This window comes from Ruegeria sp. BHSC223, from assembly GCF_059613025.1.
Genome location: NZ_JBXWRR010000011.1, coordinates 86,157 through 107,895, shown reverse-complemented (window position 1 = coordinate 107,895; position 21,739 = coordinate 86,157). Strand labels below are relative to the sequence as shown.

General features: G+C 64.0%; 20 protein-coding genes and 1 pseudogene. 6 read left to right on the top strand and 15 right to left on the bottom strand.

Going from position 1 to position 21,739, the window contains the following annotated elements; genetic code table 11:
• Together AC2FNY_RS15850 and bhcA are read right to left on the bottom strand one after the other, a co-directional pair.
• Positions 1-110: pseudogene (locus AC2FNY_RS15850) on the bottom strand (threonine/serine dehydratase); the annotation flags it as partial.
• Between the two features lie 14 nt (positions 111-124).
• On the bottom strand, positions 125-1,315 hold the full coding sequence (bhcA, locus tag AC2FNY_RS15845; protein ID WP_496803055.1) for an L-aspartate--glyoxylate aminotransferase BhcA: 1,191 nt from the start codon (positions 1,313-1,315) through the stop codon (positions 125-127).
• 187 nt (positions 1,316-1,502) lie between these two features.
• On the opposite strand from bhcA, the gene bhcR reads away from it, so the two are divergent.
• Positions 1,503-2,324, top strand: coding sequence for an HTH-type transcriptional regulator BhcR (bhcR, locus tag AC2FNY_RS15840; protein ID WP_234217169.1), 822 nt, complete (start codon positions 1,503-1,505; stop codon positions 2,322-2,324).
• Between the two features lie 272 nt (positions 2,325-2,596).
• A complete protein-coding gene (glmS, locus tag AC2FNY_RS15835; RefSeq protein ID WP_496803054.1) occupies positions 2,597-4,420 on the top strand; it encodes a glutamine--fructose-6-phosphate transaminase (isomerizing) in 1,824 nt (607 codons plus the stop codon).
• A 71-nt stretch (positions 4,421-4,491) separates the two neighbouring features.
• Here the strand turns inward: glmS and AC2FNY_RS15830 are convergent, their stop codons facing one another.
• From AC2FNY_RS15830 to AC2FNY_RS15775, 12 genes are all read right to left on the bottom strand, one after another.
• Complete coding sequence (locus tag AC2FNY_RS15830; protein WP_234176990.1) at positions 4,492-6,009, bottom strand: malonate--CoA ligase; 1,518 nt, start codon at positions 6,007-6,009, stop codon at positions 4,492-4,494.
• 91 nt (positions 6,010-6,100) lie between these two features.
• A complete protein-coding gene (locus tag AC2FNY_RS15825) occupies positions 6,101-7,243 on the bottom strand; it encodes an aminotransferase (RefSeq protein WP_496803053.1) in 1,143 nt (380 codons plus the stop codon).
• Positions 7,244-7,458: 215 nt separating this feature from the next.
• A complete protein-coding gene (locus AC2FNY_RS15820) occupies positions 7,459-7,734 on the bottom strand; it encodes a hypothetical protein (RefSeq protein ID WP_234140189.1) in 276 nt (91 codons plus the stop codon).
• On the bottom strand, positions 7,691-9,202 hold the full coding sequence (locus AC2FNY_RS15815) for a cytochrome D1 domain-containing protein (protein ID WP_496803052.1): 1,512 nt from the start codon (positions 9,200-9,202) through the stop codon (positions 7,691-7,693). The genes AC2FNY_RS15820 and AC2FNY_RS15815 overlap by 44 nt, the downstream gene beginning before the upstream one ends.
• Positions 9,203-9,302: 100 nt before the next feature.
• Positions 9,303-10,514, bottom strand: a complete 1,212-nt coding sequence (gene nirJ / locus AC2FNY_RS15810; protein ID WP_496803051.1) for a heme d1 biosynthesis radical SAM protein NirJ — start codon at positions 10,512-10,514, stop codon at positions 9,303-9,305.
• A 1-nt stretch (position 10,515) separates the two neighbouring features.
• A complete protein-coding gene (gene ahbB, locus AC2FNY_RS15805) occupies positions 10,516-10,998 on the bottom strand; it encodes a siroheme decarboxylase subunit beta (protein ID WP_496803050.1) in 483 nt (160 codons plus the stop codon).
• The gene (locus AC2FNY_RS15800) at positions 10,995-11,444 is read right to left on the bottom strand and encodes an Lrp/AsnC family transcriptional regulator (RefSeq protein WP_496803049.1); all 450 of its coding nucleotides are present in this window, start codon (positions 11,442-11,444) and stop codon (positions 10,995-10,997) included. Before AC2FNY_RS15800 ends, ahbB (AC2FNY_RS15805) begins: the two co-directional genes overlap by 4 nt.
• Positions 11,441-12,433, bottom strand: coding sequence for a siroheme decarboxylase subunit beta (gene ahbB / locus AC2FNY_RS15795; protein WP_496803048.1), 993 nt, complete (start codon positions 12,431-12,433; stop codon positions 11,441-11,443). The genes AC2FNY_RS15800 and ahbB (AC2FNY_RS15795) overlap by 4 nt, the downstream gene beginning before the upstream one ends.
• A gap of 5 nt (positions 12,434-12,438) precedes the next feature.
• Positions 12,439-13,584: a cytochrome D1 domain-containing protein gene (locus AC2FNY_RS15790; protein WP_496803047.1), complete on the bottom strand. Its 1,146-nt coding sequence runs from the start codon at positions 13,582-13,584 to the stop codon at positions 12,439-12,441.
• Positions 13,581-13,940, bottom strand: coding sequence for a c-type cytochrome (locus AC2FNY_RS15785; protein WP_234140182.1), 360 nt, complete (start codon positions 13,938-13,940; stop codon positions 13,581-13,583). Before AC2FNY_RS15785 ends, AC2FNY_RS15790 begins: the two co-directional genes overlap by 4 nt.
• Positions 13,933-14,706, bottom strand: coding sequence for a uroporphyrinogen-III C-methyltransferase (gene cobA / locus AC2FNY_RS15780; protein ID WP_496803046.1), 774 nt, complete (start codon positions 14,704-14,706; stop codon positions 13,933-13,935). The genes AC2FNY_RS15785 and cobA overlap by 8 nt, the downstream gene beginning before the upstream one ends.
• Positions 14,707-14,793: 87 nt before the next feature.
• Positions 14,794-16,539 (bottom strand): cytochrome D1 domain-containing protein, encoded by a 1,746-nt coding sequence (locus AC2FNY_RS15775; protein WP_496803045.1) that lies wholly within the window; start codon positions 16,537-16,539, stop codon positions 14,794-14,796.
• A 164-nt stretch (positions 16,540-16,703) separates the two neighbouring features.
• Between AC2FNY_RS15775 and AC2FNY_RS15770 the strand changes: the two genes are divergently transcribed.
• On the top strand, positions 16,704-17,876 hold the full coding sequence (locus AC2FNY_RS15770; RefSeq protein ID WP_496803044.1) for an NnrS family protein: 1,173 nt from the start codon (positions 16,704-16,706) through the stop codon (positions 17,874-17,876).
• Positions 17,877-17,886: 10 nt separating this feature from the next.
• On the opposite strand, the gene AC2FNY_RS15765 is transcribed toward AC2FNY_RS15770, so the two are convergent.
• Positions 17,887-18,855: a zinc transporter ZntB gene (locus AC2FNY_RS15765; RefSeq protein ID WP_234140178.1), complete on the bottom strand. Its 969-nt coding sequence runs from the start codon at positions 18,853-18,855 to the stop codon at positions 17,887-17,889.
• Between the two features lie 225 nt (positions 18,856-19,080).
• Between AC2FNY_RS15765 and AC2FNY_RS15760 the strand changes: the two genes are divergently transcribed.
• Genes AC2FNY_RS15760 through AC2FNY_RS15750 form a run of 3 tightly spaced genes read left to right on the top strand, consistent with a single transcriptional unit; the run spans position 19,081 to position 21,731 of the window.
• Entirely contained in the window at positions 19,081-19,533 is a 453-nt protein-coding gene (locus AC2FNY_RS15760) for a c-type cytochrome (protein WP_496803043.1), read from the top strand.
• 15 nt (positions 19,534-19,548) lie between these two features.
• Positions 19,549-20,916, top strand: coding sequence for a cbb3-type cytochrome c oxidase subunit I (locus tag AC2FNY_RS15755; protein WP_496803042.1), 1,368 nt, complete (start codon positions 19,549-19,551; stop codon positions 20,914-20,916).
• A 5-nt stretch (positions 20,917-20,921) separates the two neighbouring features.
• A complete protein-coding gene (locus tag AC2FNY_RS15750; RefSeq protein ID WP_496803041.1) occupies positions 20,922-21,731 on the top strand; it encodes a CbbQ/NirQ/NorQ/GpvN family protein in 810 nt (269 codons plus the stop codon).
• Positions 21,732-21,739: the final 8 nt, after the last annotated feature.

The window sequence follows — 21,739 nt, the reverse complement described above, 5'->3', positions numbered from 1 at the left end:
CACCCCGCCAACTCGCTCAGATAATCCGACACCCGCACCGGCGTACGACGGATATACGGCGCGATCCGATCATGCGCACAAAGCATGTCCTCGTAGGAAGGAATATACATCTCTCACCTCGCTCTCAGGCCGCCGCGAGCAGGGAGGTTGCGCTATGTGTCCGGAAATACGCCTGCGCGGCGGCAACACCCGACCCAAGCGGAACATCAAGCCCCAGATCGGCCATGCACATCTCGGCGGTGGCGATGCCTGACAGCGTCATGACATCGGTCAGGCTGCCCAGATGGCCGATGCGGAACACCTTGCCCGCGACCTCGCCCAACCCGACGCCAAAGGCCACGCCATATTTGCTGGCGGCATGGGTCACGATATCGGTGGCGTTGAACCTCTCGGGCGTGCGGATGGCGCTGACCGTGTCGGAATAGACATCCGGCGAGGCCGCGCACAGATCGAGCCCCCAGGCGCGAACCGCCGCGCGCACGCCTTCGGCGATGCGGTGGTGGCGGGCAAAGACATTCTCCAGCCCCTCGTCCAGCAGCATCCTGCACGCCTCGTTCAACCCGTTCATCAGGCCCACGGCGGGGGTATAGGGATAGGCGCTGTTGGCATAGCCCCTGGCCATGTCATGCACATCGAAGAAGGTGCGCGGCAGGGTGCCGGTGCGGGTCGCCTCCATCGCCTTGGGGCTGAACCCGACAATCGCCAGCCCGGCCGGCAGCATGAAGCCCTTTTGCGAGCCGGTGACGGCCACATCCACCCCCCAGTCGTCGAAGCGGAAATCCATCGACCCGATCGAGCTGACCCCATCGACGAACAGAAGCGCCGGATGCCCCGCCTTGTCGAGCGCGCGACGCACCGCCGCGATATCCGAGCGGACCCCGGTTGCGGTCTCGTTATGGGTGGCAAGAACCGCCTTGATCCTGTGTTCGGTGTCGGCGGTCAGGATCTCTTCGTAACGATCCGCCGGCAGACCCTCGCCCCAGGGGGTTTCGACGACCTCGACCGCCAGCCCATGACGCTGGCACATGTCGATCCAGCGATGGGAAAACATGCCGTTGCGCGCGGCCAGCACACCGTCGCCCGCCGACAGCGTATTGGTCAGCGCGGTTTCCCAGCCCCCGGTCCCGGTGGAAGGAAAGATGAAGACCTCGGCTGTTTCGCTCTTGAGCACGGCCTGCACCCCCGCTCGTGCCGGGTGCAGGATCTGCCCGAACAATGGCGAACGGTGATCGATCGTCGGCATGTCACAGGCCTTGCGCAGGCGCTCCGGGATATTGGTCGGCCCAGGGATGAAAACGGGGTTCTGGAAACTCATCTTGTGCCTCGTTCAACGGATTCGGTGTCCTATCATCAACCGGGCACGACCTCTTGACAATTTTTTTGAAAATGTTTTTCATGCTAAGTAAATTTCTATTTATATGTTTAATATCATGTACCTATAGTTTTTCAGCTCTCCGAAGTGCGAAGTCTGAAAAACGAAGAAACGACAGGAGTGCAGCGGTTTGGCGACGGAGAAACGGAAAAGAGGGCGACCCAAGGCCTTTGCCGACAAGAGCGAGCAGAACACCAATCAGTCGCTCGACCGGGCCATCGACATCCTCGAATGCCTCGCCTCGGCGCGGGGGCTGACGCTGTCAGAGGTGGCGGACCGGCTCGACCTGGCACCGGCGACGGTGTACCGGGCGCTGCACACATTCGAGAGCCGCCGTCTGACCGAGATCGACCCGGAAACCCAGACCTGGCATATCGGCCCAGACCTGTTCCGACTGGGATCCGCCTTTTTGCTGCGCAGTTCGCTGGTCGAGCGCGCCCGCCCCGTTCTGCGCAAGCTGATGGAAATGACCGGAGAAACCGCCAATATCGGTATCGAACGCGATGGCGAGATCCTGTTCCTGAGCCAGGTAGAGACCCAATCGAACATCCGCGCCTTTTTTCAACCCGGCACGCGCGCGCCGCTGCATGCCTCGGGGATCGGCAAGGCGCTGTTGTCGCAATACGACCGCGCCCGCATCGACAGGCTGCTGCCCGATCCACGGCTGGAACAGTTCACGATGAAGACGTTGTTCGACAAGGAACAGCTGCTGGCCGAGCTTGACCTGATCCACCGCCGGGGCTGGGCGCTGGATGACGAGGAACGGACCCACGGAATGCGATGCGTCGCGGCGCCGATTGTGGATTTCACGGGAGAGGCGGTTGGTGGCATCTCGGTTTCGGGGCCCTCGGACCGGATGCCCGACGCGCGGCTGACCGAGATCGGCAACATCGTGCGCGATGCGGCGGTCGACCTGTCGCGCAGGCTGGGGGCGCCTTTGCGAGCAGGATAGCCGGAGCGAGCGGTCCCCAACCTCTGCATTCGTCATGCGAATGTCTTGCGGGTTTTTGTGGCGTTGCGCTTCCAAAGATGCATCAGCGCCATGTTCGCTCTTGTTTTGGCAATGCCGGTGATCAGCCAAATCCCGCTTTCACAGGCACCCGCAACCCAAGCCACAGTCATTCAGTATTGAAACAGCAAGTGACTTCCGATTATGCGTTCGGCCCTATATCAGGGGGCTAACACGGGTCGGGAAGGACCCAGGCAGGATAAGGGAACGAGCATATGTGTGGAGTGGTCGGTGTCGCCGGTGTGGGCGACGCGCAGAAAGAGATTCTCGGGATGCTGACCAATCTGGAGTATCGCGGCTACGACTCCTCCGGCATGGCTGTTCTCAGCAACGGGCGGCTTCATGTCGTAAAACGGCAGGGGGCACTGTCCGAACTGAAGAAGGAACTGCTCAAGCCAACGTCCCAGTTGCATGGGTCTGCTGGTATCGGTCACACCCGCTGGGCGACCCATGGTGCGCCGTCGGACATCAACGCGCATCCTCATCTGTCGAGCGACGGCAAGATCGCAATCGTCCACAATGGCATTGTCGAGAATTACAAGGCGCTGAAGGATCAGCTGATCGACGAAGGCTATCTGTTCAAGTCGGAAACCGATAGCGAGGTCATCGCGAATTTGGCCGCGAAACTCTATCAGGACTGCGGCGCAGGGAGTTATCGCCAGGTGCTCGCGCGGCTACAAAGCCGTTTGGTCGGCGCTTATGCGGTGGTCATCCAATTCGCAGATGCACCCGACCTGATCGGCGGCATCCGTAATGAATGCCCGCTGAACTATATCCAGAAAGACGGGCAATCGGCGATCTCGTCCGACCTGTCCAGCCTGGTCCCCTATGGCAAAGACGTCTTTTGCCTGAAGGACAAACAATGCGTTATCCTCGACAGCGACGGGGTCTCGGTGTTCGACGAGATGGGAACGGATTCCGAGGCGATACCGATCACCATCAACTGGTCGGTCGAAAAGGCCCGCAAGGATGGTTTCGATACCTTCCTGCAAAAGGAAATCCACGAGGAGCCAGCGGCGGCACAAGCGTTCTATCGCGAGATTCGCAACCACAAGGCCGCGCTCGACGAGTATCTGAAGCAACACCGCTTTTCCAAGATCGTTGTCGTCGCCTGTGGCTCGGCCTCGTTCAGTGCGATCTTTGCCGAGGCGCTGGCGCGGCAGTTCGATTTGCCCATTGATGTGATTTCCGAGGTCGGGTCGGAGATGCGCTATAATCCGCCGATGATCTCGGAGACGACGCTGGTCCTGGCCATCAGCCAATCGGGCGAAACCGCCGATACTATTGGCGCGGTCAAAGCGGCCAAGCAGAAAGGGGCGCAGGTCGTTTCATTCGTCAATGTCGCGGGGAGCACGCTGGAGTTTGTCTCGGACCTGGTTCTGCCCCTGTCGGCCGGCCCAGAGATCTCGGTGCCCAGTACCAAGACCGTAACGAACATGTTCCTAGCGGTCTTTTTCTTCCTTGACGCGATGCGGCAGGCCTTGGGAGGTCAGCGCGATGAGAGCTGGTTCGCTTCGGCCGAGGAGTTCCGCGCAGCGCTGGCCGAGATGGTCGGACGCGAGCGCCAGTTCCGCAGCATCGCCGAGCGGGTTTCGGGCTATCAGAGCTGTTTTGCGATCGGGCGGGGGGTCGACTTCTCCATTGCCAAGGAAACGGCGCTGAAGCTCAAGGAAACCTCGTATCTGCATTGCGAGGCGATGAATGCGGGAGAGTTCAAGCATGGCAGCATCTCGCTGATCGAATATGGCATGCCGGTGCTGTGCATCCTGACCGACGAAATGCAGCGCAAGAAGATGGTCTCGAACATCAACGAGATCCGGGCGCGCGGGGCGCAATGCATCGTGATCTCGGATCTTCTTCCGGCCGAGATCGAGGATGCCGATGCGATGACGGTGATCACGGTCCCGGCTGTCGGCCCGGTTTGGAACACGATTCTGACGCTGATGGTCGCGCACTATATCTCGTTCCTGATCGGCAGCCTCAGAGGGATCGACGTCGACCGGCCCCGCAATCTGGCAAAATCGGTCACAGTTGAATGAACCGGCGCCCATAGTGGTCGGATAACCGGCTAAACCAGATCAGAGCAGCGCCGAAGCGATCGGTTTGCCCCTCATTCCGGCTGGAACACGTCCTTGAACTGTTCGCGCAGGATGTTCTTTTGCACCTTGCCCATGGTGTTGCGCGGCAACTCCTCCATCAGGATCAGTTGCCGCGGGTGTTTGAACCGAGCCAGCGCTGTTTCGACCCGGGCCATGATTGCCTTCGTATCGGGGGTTTCACCCGGTTGCGGCACCAGGATGCCCAGCGGGGTCTCTCCGAAGTCGGGATGGGGCACCCCGATCACCGCACTTTCCAGAACGCCGGGCTGATCGTCCAGCAGTAGCTCCAGCTCCTTTGGATAGATGTTGAACCCGCCCGAGATGATCAGGTCCTTGCCGCGTCCGACGATGGTGACATAGCCATCGGGATCCTCGAAACCCAGATCGCCGGTGATGAAGAACCCGTCGGGGCGCAGTTCTGCGGCGGTTTTCTCCGGCATCTGCCAGTAGCCCTTGAACACGTTGGGGCCGCGCACCTCGATCACGCCTATTTCGCCCTGTGGCAGGGTTTCGCCGGTATCGGGGTTGGTCACCTTCAGCTCGACCCCCGGTAGGGGCAGACCGACAGTGCCGGCGCGGCGCTCTCCCTTGTAGGGGTTTGAGGTGTTCATGTTGGTCTCGGTCATGCCGTAGCGTTCGAGGATGCGGTGGCCGGTGCGCTCTTCGAACGCGACATGGGTTTCCGCCAGCAAAGGCGCCGAGCCCGAGACGAAGAGGCGCATATGTTGCGCCAGCTCGCGGGTGAACCGGGCATCGCCCAGAAGGCGGGTGTAAAAGGTCGGCACCCCCATCATTGCGGTCGCGCGGGGCATCTGCGCGATGATCTGGTCAAGGTCGAATTTCGGCAGAAAGATCATGCTGCCGCCGGTGATCAGCGCGATATTGGTGGCCACGAACAGGCCATGGGTGTGAAAGATCGGCAGCGCGTGCAGCAGCACGTCATCAGCGGTGAACCGCCATTCGCGCGCCAGCGTCTCGGCATTAGACAACAGGTTGTCCTGGGTCAGCATCGCGCCCTTTGAGCGGCCCGTGGTGCCCGAGGTATAGAGAAAGGCCGCCAGGTCGCCGCCCTCCCGCGCGACGGTGTCGAACCGCTCGGGCATCGCGGCGGCGCGCTCGGTCAGGCTGCCCGAACCATCGGCGTTCAGGGTCTCGATCCGGGCGCCCAGACCCTTGGCGATCGGGGCCAGCATGTCGCGGCTGCGCCCGTCGCAGACGATCAGCGCGGCGCCGCTGTTGTCGATGAAATAGCTGAGTTCGTCGGCGGTATAGGCGGTGTTGAGCGGTAGAAAGATCAACCCGGCCTGGGCGCAGGCGGCATAAAGCGCTAGCGCCTCTACTGATTTCTCGACCTGCGCTGCCACCCGGTCCCCCGGTTTCAACCCCAGATTGGTGGCGGCATGGGCCAGCCGGGCCGCTTGTGCCAGAAAAGTAGTGTGGCTGATTACCCGGCCATCGGGTAGGTGCAGAAACGGCGTCTTCTGCCCGGCATGGATGCCGAAGAGGCGGTCATAGAGGGGATTTGCCATGGGGTACCCTTTCCTGCGTCGCGGTCCGGTTGTCCTTCTGGGTGATTGCGCGGCAATGGTAAAGTCCGCTAGCCAGCGCAGCGCGTCAGAGTTAGCGGTTGCGATCCCTGTGATCCCGAAGATGGGCGAGGAATGTACTGACACGGGCCAGTCCTTCGGTCAGGATCCGCGGGTCGTTAGCATAGCCGATGCGCAGCCAGCCCTCGATATGCAGGGCCGAGCCGGGGGTGAACATCACCCCGGTCTCCTCCAGCAGGCGGACACAGAAGTCGCGCGACGGCATGTCGAAGTTGTATTTCAACAGCGCGGTGGTGCCGGCGCGTGGGCGGACCCAAGAGATATCGGGCTCGCGGTCGACCCAGTCGGCCAGAATCTCGATATTGCCCCGGGTGATGCGGTGGCTGCGTTCCAGGATGCGATCCTTGGCCTCGAGCGCCATGGCGGCGAAATAGTCGTCCAGCATGCCGACGCTGATCGTGTTGTAATCGCGATGGATCGACACCGCAGCGATCAGGTCGGGATTGGCGGCGATCCAGCCCAGCCGCAGACCGGCCAGAGAAAAGGTCTTGGACATGCCGCCGACGCTGATACCGCGTTCGTAGAGATCGGCGATGGCAGGGGCAAAACCGTCGCCCTGATGATTGGTCCCACGATAGACCTCGTCACACAGGATCCAGGTCCCATGCGGGCGGGCCAGCGCGATGACCTCTTGCAACAGGTCATGTTCCATCAAAGCGCCGGTGGGATTGTTGGGATTGGCAAAGGCGATCAGCCGGGTTTCGGGCCGGATCAGCGAGGCCAGTTCCGCCATGTCCGGAAGAAAGCCGTTCTCGGGCCGCAGATGCAGGATATCGACCGTGGCGCCATAACTTTCGGGAATGGAGTAATGCTGCTGGTATGTGGGGCGGATGGCGATCACGTGATCGCCCGGTTCGACGACGGTTTCATGCACCAGCGCATTGGCACCGATGGCGCCATGGGTCACCACGATATTGTGGCGCTGCTGATGCTGGTAGAGGGTCGAGATCGCATCGCGCAACCGGTCGGAGCCTTCGATGGCGCCATAGGTCATCTTCATCGCGCGCAGGTCGTCCATCACGTCGTCATTGCGCCCGGCCAGTTCCAGCAACTCACCGATGTCGAGCGAGGCCACGCAGGTTTCGGCCAGGTTATAGGCGCAGTGGTTCTCGAACTCGTTCATCCAGATTTCGACGCCAAAGGGGTCTATGCGCATGGCTGGCCTTTCTTTCGGTCTGCTCGGCGGTCCGGTCCGCGGGACAGAGTTCCCAGATTTCGGTGCTGGACGCAATCTCTGCCAGGTTCCGCATCTGGATCAGGCGAAGCGCGCGCGACGAAGGGCCCGTTTTCCGACACGGAAAACGGGCCGGAAAATTTTGCAATTTTCCGGTTCGGAAATCTACGATTTCCGTTACCACCGCATTTGAGGGGTCAACTCTCGGCCTCATCCAGCAGGCGCCGCACCCAGCGTCCGGCCAGCCAGCTGGCCGGGATGCCCAGCGGTAGCGACCAGAGGAGCGCCGCAACTGGACCCAACGGTGTTCCACCCACCACGCGCAGCATCAGCGCTGCCATGAAGAGATTGATCGCCACCGTCGCCGTCACCGCCGGCCACAGCAGCAGCGCCAGTTTCCAGACCGGCCAGCGGCCCTCGATGCCCGGCTCAGTGGCTGGTGCCTTCAGAGAAGGTGATCTTGTTCCAGACATTGTATTTCCCCGAGGGTTTCTTCATCGGCAGGCGGCGTACTTCTTCCAGCGTCGCGGCATCATAGACAATGACCGCGCCATCCTCTTCCCAGACCGAGACCAGCGCATGTTTGCCGTCACGGGTGAACTCCACATGTGCCACCGTCTTTCCCGGTGCCGGGCGCAGAGTGCGCACGATCTCGAGGCTCTGCTTGTCGATCACATGCATCGCGTCCTTGTTGGGGCCAAAGAACACGTCGGCCCAGAAATAGGGGGTGTTCTCGTGACTGCGCAGAAAGAAGCCCGGCCCCTCGGTCGGGATCGTCGCGATGCGGGTCCAGCTTTCGGTGTCGATGACGCTCAGCTTGCCCTCTTTCAGATGCGGCGTGGCCATCACCCGGCGCCCGTCGCGTGCCCAACTGATGCCCGAACCCAGATGCGGCATGCCCTCCAGCGGCAGTTCGGCGATCTCGCGCCCGACGTTCAGGTTCACCACCACCCCGCGCACCCCATCGCGCGCGGCGCCGATCAGGTTGCGGTAATCGTCGGAGAAAAAGAAATCGTCGAGCGGCTCGGATATCTCGATCCGGCGCCGGGCGAACAGCCCTTCGGACGAGGCGATCGCCTCGACCATGCCCTTTTCGCGAGAATGGATGAACCCCTCGTAGACCGGCTCGGCATCGGGGTCGGTCGCCACCTCCCAGATCTCGGGCGCGTCCTTGAGCGCGAGGATGAAGCTCTGCCGTTGCGGCGCCTGATAGACGGCCGAGACCCGGCTGGGCGAACCATCCTTGGCGGTCACCTTCATGACCTTTGCCACCGACAGGTCCTCGGTGCTCAGCAGGGTCAGCGACATCGGCAGGTAATTGGCCACCGCCAGCCATTTGCCGTCATGGCTCATGGCGATGTTGCGGCTGTTGAGCCCCGCGCGCACCCGGCCCACCTGTTGCAGCGACCAGAGGTCGTATTTCTGCACCCAGCCGTCGCGCGACATGATGAAAACGTAACGCCCGTCGGGGCTGAACTTGGGCCCGCCATGCACCGCGAACGGCGTCTCGAAGCGGTCGAGCACCTCGAACGTGTCGCCATCCAGCACGCTGACATGATGATCGCCGGTTTCCACCACCAGGGTGATGTTCATCGGATCGGCATCCCAGACCGGCGCGGCGGCGGCGCTGTAGTCGCCGTCCAGCACCCGGCTTGCCGTGATCTCACCCTCGCCCCAGGCGGGGATTTCTGCCAGCGGTTCCTTCACATAGTCCGCCAGCGCGGCGATGGCCGCTTCGTCCAGCGTTTCCGAGAACCCCGGCATCTGGGTTGCGGTGCGGCCATCCTTGATCACAGCGGCCACTTTCGGACCGCGCATCCGGCCCAGCGTCTCGGGGATCAGCGCCGGTCCCAGCCCGCCCAGCCGCGCCGCACCATGGCAGCTGGCACAATACTCGGCATAGTCCTCGGCCGGTCCCGCCGCCACGGGTCCCGCCAGCATCAGGGCGCAGACCCCGTATTTCACTTTGCTCCAAATACTCCCGCCGGAGGCTCCCGCACGCGCGACAGGCACAGCGGATGCGGCCCCATGTGGGCGGGTTTCAAAAGAACTGATGCGCCGGGTCATGTCTCTTTCCTCGGAACGGGGTGACGGTCAGACGGTCCGAACCCGTCACGCCGATCTCGGCATCCGACAGGTAGCAGGCCGGGTCCTCGGCCCAGGGATCGCCGGTCAGTTGCAGGGCGCGGATGCGGGTATTGCCACCGCAGACATCCTTGAGCGTGCAGGCGCCGCAGCGGCCCTTGAGCGGGCGGGGGCGGGTGCGCAGCAGCGCCAGCATCGGGTCGTCGCCGGTCCAGAGCTGCGAGAACGGTGTCGTCTTCACGTTGCCCACCGTGTAGTCAGACCAATAGGTATCGGGATGCACCCGACCCAGATTGTCGATATTGGCTACGCCCAGCCCGCTGGAATTGCCGCCCCAGGCGGCCAGATGGGCGCGGATATGCGCCACCTTCCCGGCATCGAAATTGCGCCGCACCCAATCCAGGAAGTAACCCGCGTCGGCGTCGTTGTTGCCGGTCACGATATCCAGAGGCATGTCCTCGGCCGCAGCCACCCAGGCGCGGTCCAGAAGCAGGTCCATGGCGTGGCGGGTGCGCAGATGCGCGGCATCCTCGCCCCGGTTCTTGTCACCGCGCCCGGCATAGACCAGATGGCTCAGATAGAACTTGTCCACCCCCTCGTCATCGCAGAGCCGAAGCAGGTCGGGCAGGTGGTGCTGGGTGCCCTCGGTCAGGCAGAAGCGCAGGCCAACCTTGATGCCGCGCGCCTTGCAGGCGCGGACCCCGCGCAGGGCGTCGGCGAATGCGCCCTCGACGCCCCGGAACCAGTCATTGGTGGCGCCGATCCCATCCAGCGAGATGCCCACATAGCTGAAGCCCACATCGGCGATGCGGTCGGCGGTCTCGCCGTGGATCCTGGTTCCGTTGGTCGACAGCGCCAGCATCGGCACCAATTGGCGCGCGCGCAGGGCGATGTCGAAGAAATCGAACCGGTCGAGCGGCTCGCCCCCGGACAGGATGATCGCGGGCACCTTGAACTGGCCCAGATCCTCCAGCGTCTCAATCGCCTGTTCATGGCTCAGCTCGCCGGGAAAATCCACATCCGCCGAAACGGTATAGCAGTGGCGGCATTTCAGGTTGCAGCGCCGGGTCAGGTTCCAGATCACCACCGGTTTCACCGGGCCGGGGCGGCGCGGACGCACCGGGGTCGGCGCGATCAACTGGTGCATGTATTCGGTGAGCCGGAACATGTCAGGTCCTTTCCTTCAGACGCAGCCCGGTCTTTTTCAGGATGCGGGTGGAATAGAGGATGTCATGCCCCCGGCAGGCGGTGCCCAGCAGGGCGGCGATCTCGCCGCGCTTGGCCTCTACCTCGTCCCGGTCGGCGCCATGCACCATGGCAAACAGGTTATAGGGCCAGTCGGGCCGGGCGCGGGGGCGTTCATAGCAATGGGTCACAAAGGGCAGGGCACCCACGCGCGCGCCCAGATCGGCAATGCGGGCGTCATCCACGTCCCAGACGGTCATGCCATTGGAGGTCATCCCCAGCTTGTAGTGGTTGGGCGCGGCGGCGATGCGGCGGATCACGCCACGGGCCTTCAGGGCGGCGATACGCTCCATCAGTTCGGGCTCGGGCAGGGCCAGGTCGGCGGCGACGCGGGCAAAGGGCGCGGGCACCAGCGGCAGCCCCTCTTGCATGGCCGCGATGATCCGTCTGTCTGTCTCGTCGATCATGCCGCCACCCGGAAACCGATGAAGAATTCCTGCAATTTCGGAAAGCGCAGGACCGCGATCCCGGTTTCCGCCTCGATCGCATCGGCGGTGGCCGCGATCCCCTGGGGGGTTTCGGTGGCCAGCACGAACCACATGTTCAGCCGGTGCGTGCGTTCATAATTATGCGCCACCTCCGGGTGGGCATTGACTTTGGTCAGGACGGTGTCGAATTCCGCCTCTGGCACAGCCATCGCACACAGGCAAAAGGCCCCGCCCATGGCGGCGGCGTCGAAAAACGGCCCGAAACGGGTGATCAGCCGCGCCGCCTTCATCCGGGCCAACCGCGCCAGCAATTCACCCTCGGTAAGACCCAGTTCGGCGGCGACGGCGGCATAGGGATGGGCCGTCAGCGGCAGATCCTCCTGCATGCGGTTGAGGATGCGGCGGTCGGTTGCGTCGGGGCTCATGCGGCCTCCTCCTTGCGGGGTTTGATCAGCGCGCCGGTCTGTTTGAAACAGCGGGTCGAGAACAGCACCTTGTGCGGTGTGCCGGCCAGTTCGGGCAGGGCCGTGGCGCTGTCCAGCACCGCCAGCGCCTCGCGGCGCGAGCGGGCGTGGATCATGGAATAGAGCCGGTAGGGCCAGACACCCGGTACCGGGCGTCGCTCGTAGCAAAGGGTCACGCCGGGATGCGCGGCCAACACCGGACCGGCGCTGCCGATCCGTTCGGGTGGCAGGTTCCAGACCACCATCGCGTTCGACGACCACCCCAATGCCCGATGCCGCACGATGACCCCAAGACGCGAGATCACCCCGGCCTGTTGCAACAGCGCGATGCGCGCCCTTGCCTCACCCACGTTCAGGCCCAGCCGGGTCGCCAGCTCGGCATAGGGCGCGGGTACCAGCGGCAGGCCCTGGGTCAGCGCCTGCAACAGGTCGGTATCGCCGGGACGCAGCACGCTGGCATCGACCGCCCGCCGGGTCGGCACGCGCGGCGTTCTGGCACCCATGCGAAAGCCCAGATCGACATTGAAGGGCCGCAGCAAGGGCAGATCGAGTACCCGCAGCCCGCTGGCCGCTCCGATCCGCGCCAGCGTCGCGTCCACATGCGCCCGATTGGGGCCGGTGGCGACGAACCAGAGGTTCCAGTCATCCTCGCGCTGGTAATTGTGGTTCACCCCCGGCTCGGCGCCGATCATCCCGGCGATCTCTTCGATCCGGTCCTCGGGCGCGGCAACCGCGGCGAGGGTGCTGGCAGAGGCGCTGCCGGGCGCGATGGTGGCGCCCACCCGGGTGATCCGCCCCGCCGCCTGCATCCGGGCAAGGCGCGTGATCACCTCGTGCTCCGAGATGCCCAGCTGTTCGGCGAGGCCCAGGAACGGGCGGTCGGTGATGGGAAAATCGCGCTGCCAGTCATCCAGCAGGGCACGGTCGATGGGGTCGGTGATCTGGCACATGATGGTTACAACCCCGTCCGATGGGCGCGCGCGGTAAAGAAGATTCCCGAGGGGCTGTCGGCCTCGATCTCGCGCAGTTTCTCAAAGGTGCGGGTGTCGTAGACCATCACCTTGCCCGCGTCGCGGACGCTGATCCAGACCTCGTGCCCGCGCGGTGTGAATTCCATATGCAGCACGGCGGGGCCGGGTTTGAACTGGTGGATCACCTCTTTGCTGACCGTGTCGATCACCTGAATGGTGTCGTTCAGCGGATGGGCAAAGTTGACCCAGACCTGACGCCCGTCGGGCCGCGCCATGGCGAATACCGGCTGGCCATGGGTGGCGGTACGCCCGGTCTCGGTCAATGTGTCGGCATCGACCCACAGGACCTGCGCATGCCCCACGGCGGGCAGCACGAATTCGCGGCCCGTCAGCGCCCAGCCTTCCAGATGCGGCATCTTGTAGACCGGCATTTCCTGCTGGCCCCGGCCATAGCCGGGCAGCACGCGGATCGGTTGGGGCGTCTCGTCCCACAGGTCAAGCGCGGTCAGCCCGTCCTCGCCAAAGAGGCCGGTGATATAGGTGCGCCCATTGCCGGTGATCAGCGCGTCATAGGGATTCTTGCCCATGCCGGGAATGGTGGTCAGCATCGGCTCGGGCGTGGTGAAATCGGCGATCCATGTCTCGCCCGTATCCCAGACGGTAAAGACAAACCGGCGGCCCGGCGCATCGACCAGGCCGATGGTCTTGCCGCCGGTGGGGATGTCGGCAACCATCTCCAGCGTGTCGGCGTCAAAGACGCGCACCCCGCCGGGGTCATAGTTGGACACGGCCACCAGCCGCCCATCGTCGGAAATGGCGCCGCCGATGGCATTGCCAGATTGCAGCACACGGTTCACGATCTGGCGGGTGGTGATGTCGAGTTTGGTCAGACCGCCGTCGCGACCAAACACATAGGCAAAGCGTTCATCCGGAGAATAGACCAGCGAGGCATGCGAGAGATCGCCCAACCCCTCGATCCGGGCCAGCGCGGCGCGCTCGGACTGGTCGACCAGCAGGACCGAGCCGGTGGCCCGTTCGATCACCAGCCCCAGATCGCCGGTGGCGACAGTCTGGGCGTTGACGGTGCCCGCCATCAGCGCGACGGCAAGGGTCAGGACAAGCGGTTTCATCGGGCCTCCGGGTCTTGCAGGTATCGGGCGATCCATTCGGCCTCTTCCTCGGTCAGAAGCGGGCGCCAGGGCGGCATGGCGGTGTCGGGGATGCCGTCGAGGATGACGCCGGTCAGCACCTCGCGGTCGAAATGGCCAAGCGCCTCGGGCCGGATATCGGGGCCAAGCCCGCCCTTGAGCGTCAGCCCGTGGCACGAGCCGCAATCCTGCTGCACCAGCCGCCTGAGCGCGTCGGGGTCGAGGGTTTCGGCGGCAAAGGCGGTGGTGGCCAGAAACGCAGCAACGGTCAGCAACGCCTTGCCTGTTCCAACGGCGGTGCCGCTCTGAAAGCGGGGAAAGAAAGAACTGTCAGCCATGGGCCACCGCCTGTTCCAGCAACTCGGTGACCGGCTGCTCGGCATAAAGCGAGACCACCTGGCCGATGATGAAGAGGGTCGGCGCCTCAAGCGCCTCGGCCCGCGCATCCGCCGCGATCCGGTCCAGCCGCGACAGCAGGCGGCGCTCATCCGGCGTGGTCGCACGGCTGATCGCCAGAACAGGAGTGGTTGCGGGCAGGTTCTCGGTCATCAGGCCGATGGCGATCTGGCCGATATTGGCCACGCCCATATAGACCACAAGCGTGGTGTCGGGATCGGCCAGGCGTTTCCAGTCGAGGTCCAGCACCCGGTCCGCCTGCCGGTGGCCGGTGACATATTGCACGCCCGTTGCCAACCCGCGATGGGTCAGCGGCACGCCGGTCGCGCTCGAAGCCCCCTGCGCGGCGGTGATACCGGGGGCGTAATCGACCCGCACCCCGTGGGCCATGAGAAAGGCCGCCTCTTCCGAGCCGCGGCCAAAGATCATCGGGTCGCCACCCTTGAGCCGGGCCACCACATGACCCGCGCGGGCCTCGTCCAGAAGAATGCGGTTGATCCGGTCCTGCGACACGGGATGGCATTTGGGCGACTTGCCCACCGGGATCATCCGGGCACCATCGGGTGCCATGGCCACGATCCGGGGATCGACCAGCCGGTCATAGACCACCACCTGGGCCTCTTGCAGCAGGCGCAGGGCGCGCAGGGTAAGCAGTTCGGGATCTCCTGGTCCTGCGCCGATCAGGTGGACATGTCCGGTGAGTGTCATGGCGTGCTCCGTCAGGTTGGGGCTGGCGAGAGGGGAAGGGGATGGGCGGGCCCCGGGACGCAACCGGGCCCGCCCGACGGACCGGCGTCAGTAAACGTCGGACCGGGTGTTGTAGACGTTGAACTTGCCGGTCGGAGTGATCAGGCGCGGGTCCTTGATCACAGCCTTGAGTTCCAGCGTCTTGTCGTCGACAACGACGATGGCGCTTTCCAGGTCCTTGGCGTTCCAGACCGAGAACCAGATCTCGTTGCCTTCCTGGTTGAACTCGCCCTGCACGACGCGGGGCTGGCCCTCGCCGATCTCGGCCCATTCGACAATCGGAAGCACGGTGTATTCCGGCTCTTCCTGGGCCAGATCACCCAGTTTGAAGACCGCGACCGAGCCCGAGATTTCCGCATCCGGGTTCAGCGGCGCATCGACATAGAGATGCTCCGATGTCGGGTGCGATTTCACGAAGAGCGAGCCGCCGCCCTGGGCATAGAGGGTCTGCACGACCTTCCAGGCGTTGTCGGGGTGCCCTTCGGGGTCGGTGCCGATCAGAGCCACGGTCTCGTCGCCCAAGTGCGAGGTTGCCCAGACCGGACCATAGGTCGGGTGCATCAGGTTGGCGCCCCGGCCCGGGTGCGGGGTTTGACCACCGGTCTCGACCAGCGCGGTCAGGGTGCTGTCCTTGGTGTCGACCACGGCCACCTTGCCACGGGCGTTGGCCGCAACCAGGAAGTACCGCTTGGAACTGTCGAACCCGCCATCATGCAGGAAGCGTTCGGCCTCGATCTCGGTCACCTTGAGGTTCTTGATGTCCGAATAGTCGATCATCAGGATCTTGCCGGTTTCCTTGACGTTGACGATGAACTCGGGGTTGAAGTGGCTGGCCACGATCGAGGCCACGCGCGGTTCGGGGTGATAGCTCTGGTCGTCATAGACCATACCGCGGGTCGACTTGATCTTGAGCGGCTCCAGCGTGTCACCGTCCATGATCACGTATTGCGGCGGCCAGTAGGAACCGGCGATCGCGTACTTGTCCTCGAACCCCTTGAATTTCGAGGTCTCGATCGAGCGCGCTTCGGAGCCGACCTTGATCTGGGCCACGGTGGCGGGGGTTTCCATCCACAGGTCGATCATGTTCACAAGCGCGTCACGCCCGATCACGAACAGATAGCGGCCCGAGGCCGAGATCCGGCTGATATGCACCGCATACCCGGTGTCGATCACCGCGTGGATCTTGTAGCTGGCACCGTCGATCAGCGCCACCTGACCGGAATCGCGCAGCGTGACCGAGAACAGGTTGTCGATGTCGATATCGTTCATCTTCTCGGTCGGGCGATCCTCGGGCGCGACCAGAACTTTCCAGGTCTCGCGCATCTCGGCCATGCCGAATTCAGGCGGCGAGGCCGGATCGAGCAGGATGTAGCGCGCCATGATGTCGATTTCTTCTTCGCTCATCTCACCCGACGTGCCCCAGTTGGGCATCCCGGCGGGCGAGCCGTAGGTGATGAAATCGCGCAGGTATTCATAGCCCACGTCACGGGTGATGTCGGTGGTCAGCGGTTTGCCGGTGGCACCTTTGCGCAGCACGCCGTGGCAACCGGCGCAGCGTTCGAAATAGATCTTGTTGCCGATGTTGTACTCTTCCTGCGTCATCACCGGGTCGCCTTCGCGGCGTCCGGGGATTTCCAGGTTCAGGGCACCAAGGGTGGTCATGCTGGGCTGATAGGCGGCGCCGGCATCCGACCCGTGGCTGTCCTGAGCGGCAACCATGGGTGCGGCCAGGCCCAGGGCCATGGCGGCGCTGGTCAGAAACAGGGTTCTGCGAATGGCGGGGGTTGGTTTCATAACGGTATCTCCGTCGAAGGCTGGTGAGGCATGTCCGACTCTGGCAGCCCGCGCGGGGCCGCTCCTTGACTTTCGTTAAGGTCACGCGTTGTCGTCGCCGCTAGCGTGGTGGAACTGAGCGAACGGATCCCGCGCGCGCACCGCATGCGGGCAGGAGGCAAGAGATGACCGCGCTGGCGCGACTTTTTTCCGAAGGGTTTCGGGTATTTTTCCTCGCAGCGGGCCTTTACGGCCTGTTCGCCGGGGCGATCTGGGTTCTTTTTCTTGCAGGCGACGGACCTGCGCTGGCGCAGGTGCCCAGCCAGTGGCACGCCCACGAGATGGTGTTCGGCTATGCCACCGCCGCGCTTGGCGGGTTCTTTCTGACCGCAGTGCCCAACTGGACCGGCGCGCCCGGCGCGCGCCAGGGCTTCATCGCGCTGGCGGCGGGGCTATGGCTGGCCGGGCGGCTGGCGGTCTGGTACGCGGGCGCACTGCCGCCGGTCTGGGTGGCGCTGCTGGATCTGGCCTTTCTGCCGGTGCTCGCGCTCAAGATCGTGACCCAGCTGTTGAAACGACCCAAGCCGCAGAACCTGATGTTCCTTTTGTTCCTGACCTATCTCTGGGCCGCCGACCTGTGGCTGCATCTGGACTGGATCGGCACCGGCTATGGCGATGCCGAAACCGGGCTGCGCGCCGGGCTGGCGGTGCTGTGTGCGCTGATCTCGGTGCTGGGCGGGCGGATCACCCCGGCCTTTACCCGCAACGCTATGAAACGCGCAGGCGTGGCTGAAACTCTCTGGCCGGTCAGCCGGGCGCCGGTAGAGCGGCTGGCGCTGGGGCTGGCCCTGCTCTTGCCGGGGCTGGTCCTGGGCGGTGCACCGGACGGGTTGACCGGCGCGGTCGCGCTGGCCTTTGGTGCAGTGCAGGCGTTTCGCCTCATGCGCTGGGGCGGATTGTGGTGCCTGTCTCAGCCGATCCTGTGGGCGTTGCACCTGGCGCTGGCGATGCTGGCGGCGGGCATGATCCTGTGGGGGCTGGCCGGGCTGGGCCTGGGCAGCGAACTGGCGGCATTGCATCTGCTGGGCATCGGCTGTGTCGGCGGCATGACGCTGGCGGTGATGAGCCGGGCAGCGCTTGGTCATTCTGGCCGCCCGCTAGTGGCGCCGGGGCCGATGGTGCTGGGTTACGGGCTGATGGCTGCGGCGGCGTTGACGCGATGGGCGGGCAGCGGGCTTGATGCGCTCTATCTCCCCGCAATGCTGCTGGCCGGGCTGCTCTGGACGGCCGCGTTCGCCACCTATCTGGCGGCGATGTGGCCGGCGCTGATCGGCCCGCGCGCGGGCGCTGCCGGATAGTTCCGGCGTCTCACAGCCATTTCAGCAGTCGGAACAGCAACACGATGGCCAGGCCCAGCAGCGCCGAGGCGCCAGCCAGCAGCCAGAAGGCCAGCGGCGTACCCGTACCCGGCATGCCCGCGATATTGACCCCGAACAGGCCGGTGAGAAACCCCAGAGGCAGGAATACGGCGGCCACCACCGACAACACGAAGCTGTTGCGGCCCAGCAGGCGCACCTGTTCTGAGGCGATCTGATCCTGCACTGCGGCCAGCCGGTCGCGGGTCGCATCCAGTTCCTCGATGGTGCGACGCGTGCGATCGACAGCCTCGCGCAGCAGAACCAGCCCGGCGGGATCGAACAGCCCGGCCTCGTTGCGCAAGAGCGCATCCAGCGCCTCGCGCTGCGGATGCAGGTAGCGGCGCAGCTTGATTGCCTCCAGGCGCAGGGCGCTGAGCCGGTCATGCACGTCACCGGCGCCTTCCAGCGCCTCTTCCTCGATCCCGTCGGTGCGGTCGTCGAGCTCCAGCGAGACGGATTCGATCCTGTGCGACAGTCCGTGCAGCAGCTCGGACAGAAACAGGGCGATACTGTCCGGCCCGCGCCCACTGTCGGATTGCTGACGCAGCTCATCCGTGGCGCGGATGCGACGGATACGTGAGGTGACGACAAGCGCGGGCGTCACCCAGAGCCGCAGCGAAACCATGTCCTCGCGCGCCGATCCCGGGTTCAGGTTGACGCCCCGCAAGTTGAGCAGGATGCCATCGGCGAGCGGATCACAGCGGGGCCGGGTCTCGGTTTGGGTCAGGGCGCTGGCGGCCACCGGCGGGATATGCGCGTGCAGCCAGTCGGCGCTGGCTGGATCGGAAAGATCGAGGTGTAGCCAGCGAAACCCGGCGCCCGCGATGGGCGCGGCGGCGGGCCAGTCCTCGGTGACGGGGGTGGCATGACCAGCGTCGAAATCGAACGCGTGGATTGGGGCGAGGGTTTTTGCGGGCATGGTAAACGGCCTGTTTTGCACCAAGAGTGACCCGCGGCCGCACCCGCTGTCCAGCGCAAATCCTGCCGGCTCTTCCGCCCTTGCGGGCGTCCTCGCCGGGCATCGCGAGGACGCCCGCAAGGGCCAAGGAGCGGCATTCGGCGCCTGTCTTGACTTTGGTTAAGGCATCTTTCGCCCCGCCCGCCATTGTCGCCCCATCAGAAACGCGGCGCAAAGGAGAGCGCGATGCGCGAAGTCATGACCAAAAGCATGGCCCGCAACATTTTCTATGGCGGGTCCCTCTTCTTCATCCTCATCTTTCTGGCCCTGTCGGCCCATTCCCACCTGTATATCGGGTCGACCTCGACCAATGCCGAAACGCTGACCGCCAGTGTCGCCGACGGCAAACATGTCTGGGAGAAACACGCCTGTATCAACTGCCATTCGATCCTGGGCGAGGGCGCCTATTTCGCCCCTGAACTGGGCAACGTGATGACGCGCTGGGGCGTGCAGGACGATCCCGATGCCGCCTTTGAGATGCTCAAGGGCTGGATGGAGGCGCAACCCACCGGCATCGAAGGCCGTCGCCAGATGCCGCGCTTTGACCTCAGCGATACGGAGATGCGGAACCTGTCCGATTTCCTGCTGTGGACGAACACGATCGACACCCAGGGCTGGCCGCCCAACGACGCCGGCTGAGAAGGGAGCACAGACATGAAATACGAATCCCAGAAAATCGCCCTCGCCTACTTTGCCGTAGCGATGGGCCTGTTTGCGATCCAGGTGCTGGGCGGTCTGCTCGCCGGCTGGATCTATGTGGCCCCCAACACGCTGAGCGAGCTGTTGCCGTTCAACATCGTGCGGATGTTGCACACCAACTCGCTGGTGGTCTGGCTGATCCTCGGCTTCTTCGGGGCGGCCTATTTCCTGATCCCCGAGGAGGCCGAGCGCGAGATCCACTCGACCAAGCTGGCCTATATCCAGCTGGCGATCCTGGTTCTGGGCACGCTGGGCGTGGTGGTGACCTATGTGTTCAACCTGTTCGAGGGCCACTGGCTTTTGGGCAAGGAGGGGCGCGAGTTCATCGAACAGCCCAAATGGGTCAAGGCGGGCATCGTCGTGGCAGCGCTGATCTTTCTCTACAACGTCTCGATGACGGTGCTGAAGGGCAAGAAGACCGCGATCACCAACATCCTGCTTCTGGGCCTTTGGGGTCTGGCACTGCTGTTCCTGTTCAGCTTCTACAACCCGTCGAACCTGGCGCTGGACAAGCAGTACTGGTGGTACATCGTGCACCTCTGGGTCGAAGGCGTGTGGGAGCTGATCATGGCCTCGATCCTGGCCTATCTGATGCTGAAACTGACCGGCGTTGACCGTGAGGTGGTCGAGAAATGGCTGTATGTCATCGTCGCCGCCGCGCTGTTCTCAGGCATCCTCGGCACCGGTCACCATTATTACTGGATCGGGACGCCGGGGTATTGGCAGTGGATCGGCTCGATCTTCTCCTCGCTCGAGGTCATCCCCTTCTTCGCGATGATGGCCTTTGCCTTTGTCATGGTGTGGAAAGGCCGCCGGGATCATCCCAACAAGGCCGCTCTGCTGTGGTCGCTGGGCTGTGCCACGCTCGCCTTCTTTGGCGCCGGGGTCTGGGGTTTCCTGCACACGCTGCACGGGGTGAACTATTACACCCACGGCACCCAGATCACCGCCGCCCACGGGCACCTTGCGTTCTTTGGGGCCTATGTGGCGCTGAACCTGGCGATCTTCAGCTATGCGATGCCGATCCTGCGCAATCGCGATCCCTATAATCAGGTGCTGAACATGGCGTCCTTCTGGCTGATGAGCAGCGGCATGGTCTTTATGACCTTTGTGCTGACCTTCGCCGGTACCATCCAGACGCACCTGCAACGGGTCGTGGGCGAGTATTTCATGGACGTGCAGGACCAGGTCGCGATCTTCTACTGGATGCGTTTCGGTTCGGGCCTGGTGGTGGTGATCGGCGCACTGCTGTTCATCTATGCCATGTGGGTACCGCGGCGCGAGATCATCGAGCGCGGCGCCGTCGAAACACCGGCCGAGTGATGCAGATGGACGGATCGAAGCATATGGGAACGGGGGCGGCAGACGCCCCCTTCTACCTCGCCCAGGGCGATGAATGCGATATCTTCACCGCCGCTTATGACAACAATCTGCCGGTTCTGCTGAAGGGGCCGACGGGCTGCGGCAAGACCCGGTTTGTGGCCCATATGGCGGCAAAATTCGGCCGCCCGCTTTATACCGTGGCCTGTCATGACGATCTGGCCGCCGCCGACCTGATCGGGCGCTACCTGCTCAAGGGTGGCGAGACGGTCTGGGTTGACGGGCCACTGACCCGCGCGGTGCGCGAGGGCGCGATCTGTTACCTCGACGAGGTGGTCGAGGCCCGCAAGGACGTGACCGTTGTGCTGCACCCGCTGACCGACGACCGCCGCATCCTGCCGATCGACCGAACCGGCGAAGAGCTGGAGGCCGCGCCCGGCTTCATGCTGGTGGCGTCCTACAACCCGGGCTACCAGAACATTCTCAAGACCCTGAAACCCTCAACCCGGCAACGCTTCCTGTCGCTGGAATTCGACTTTCCCGCGCCCGAGTTGGAGGCGCGTGTGGTGTCGCAGGAAAGCGGCCTGTCGCTGGAGCGGTGCAAACCGCTGATCCGGTTGGCGGGCAAGCTGCGCGGCCTCAAGGGGCAGGATCTGGAGGAAGGGGTCTCCACCCGCCTCGTGGTCTATGCCGCGACACTGATCGCCCAAGGCATGCCGACCGAACGCGCCATCCTGGCCGCCATGGTCGAACCCCTGACCGATGACGAGGATATCAAACGCGGGCTCCTCGATCTGACCACCGCCGTCTTTGGGTGAGGCCGGCG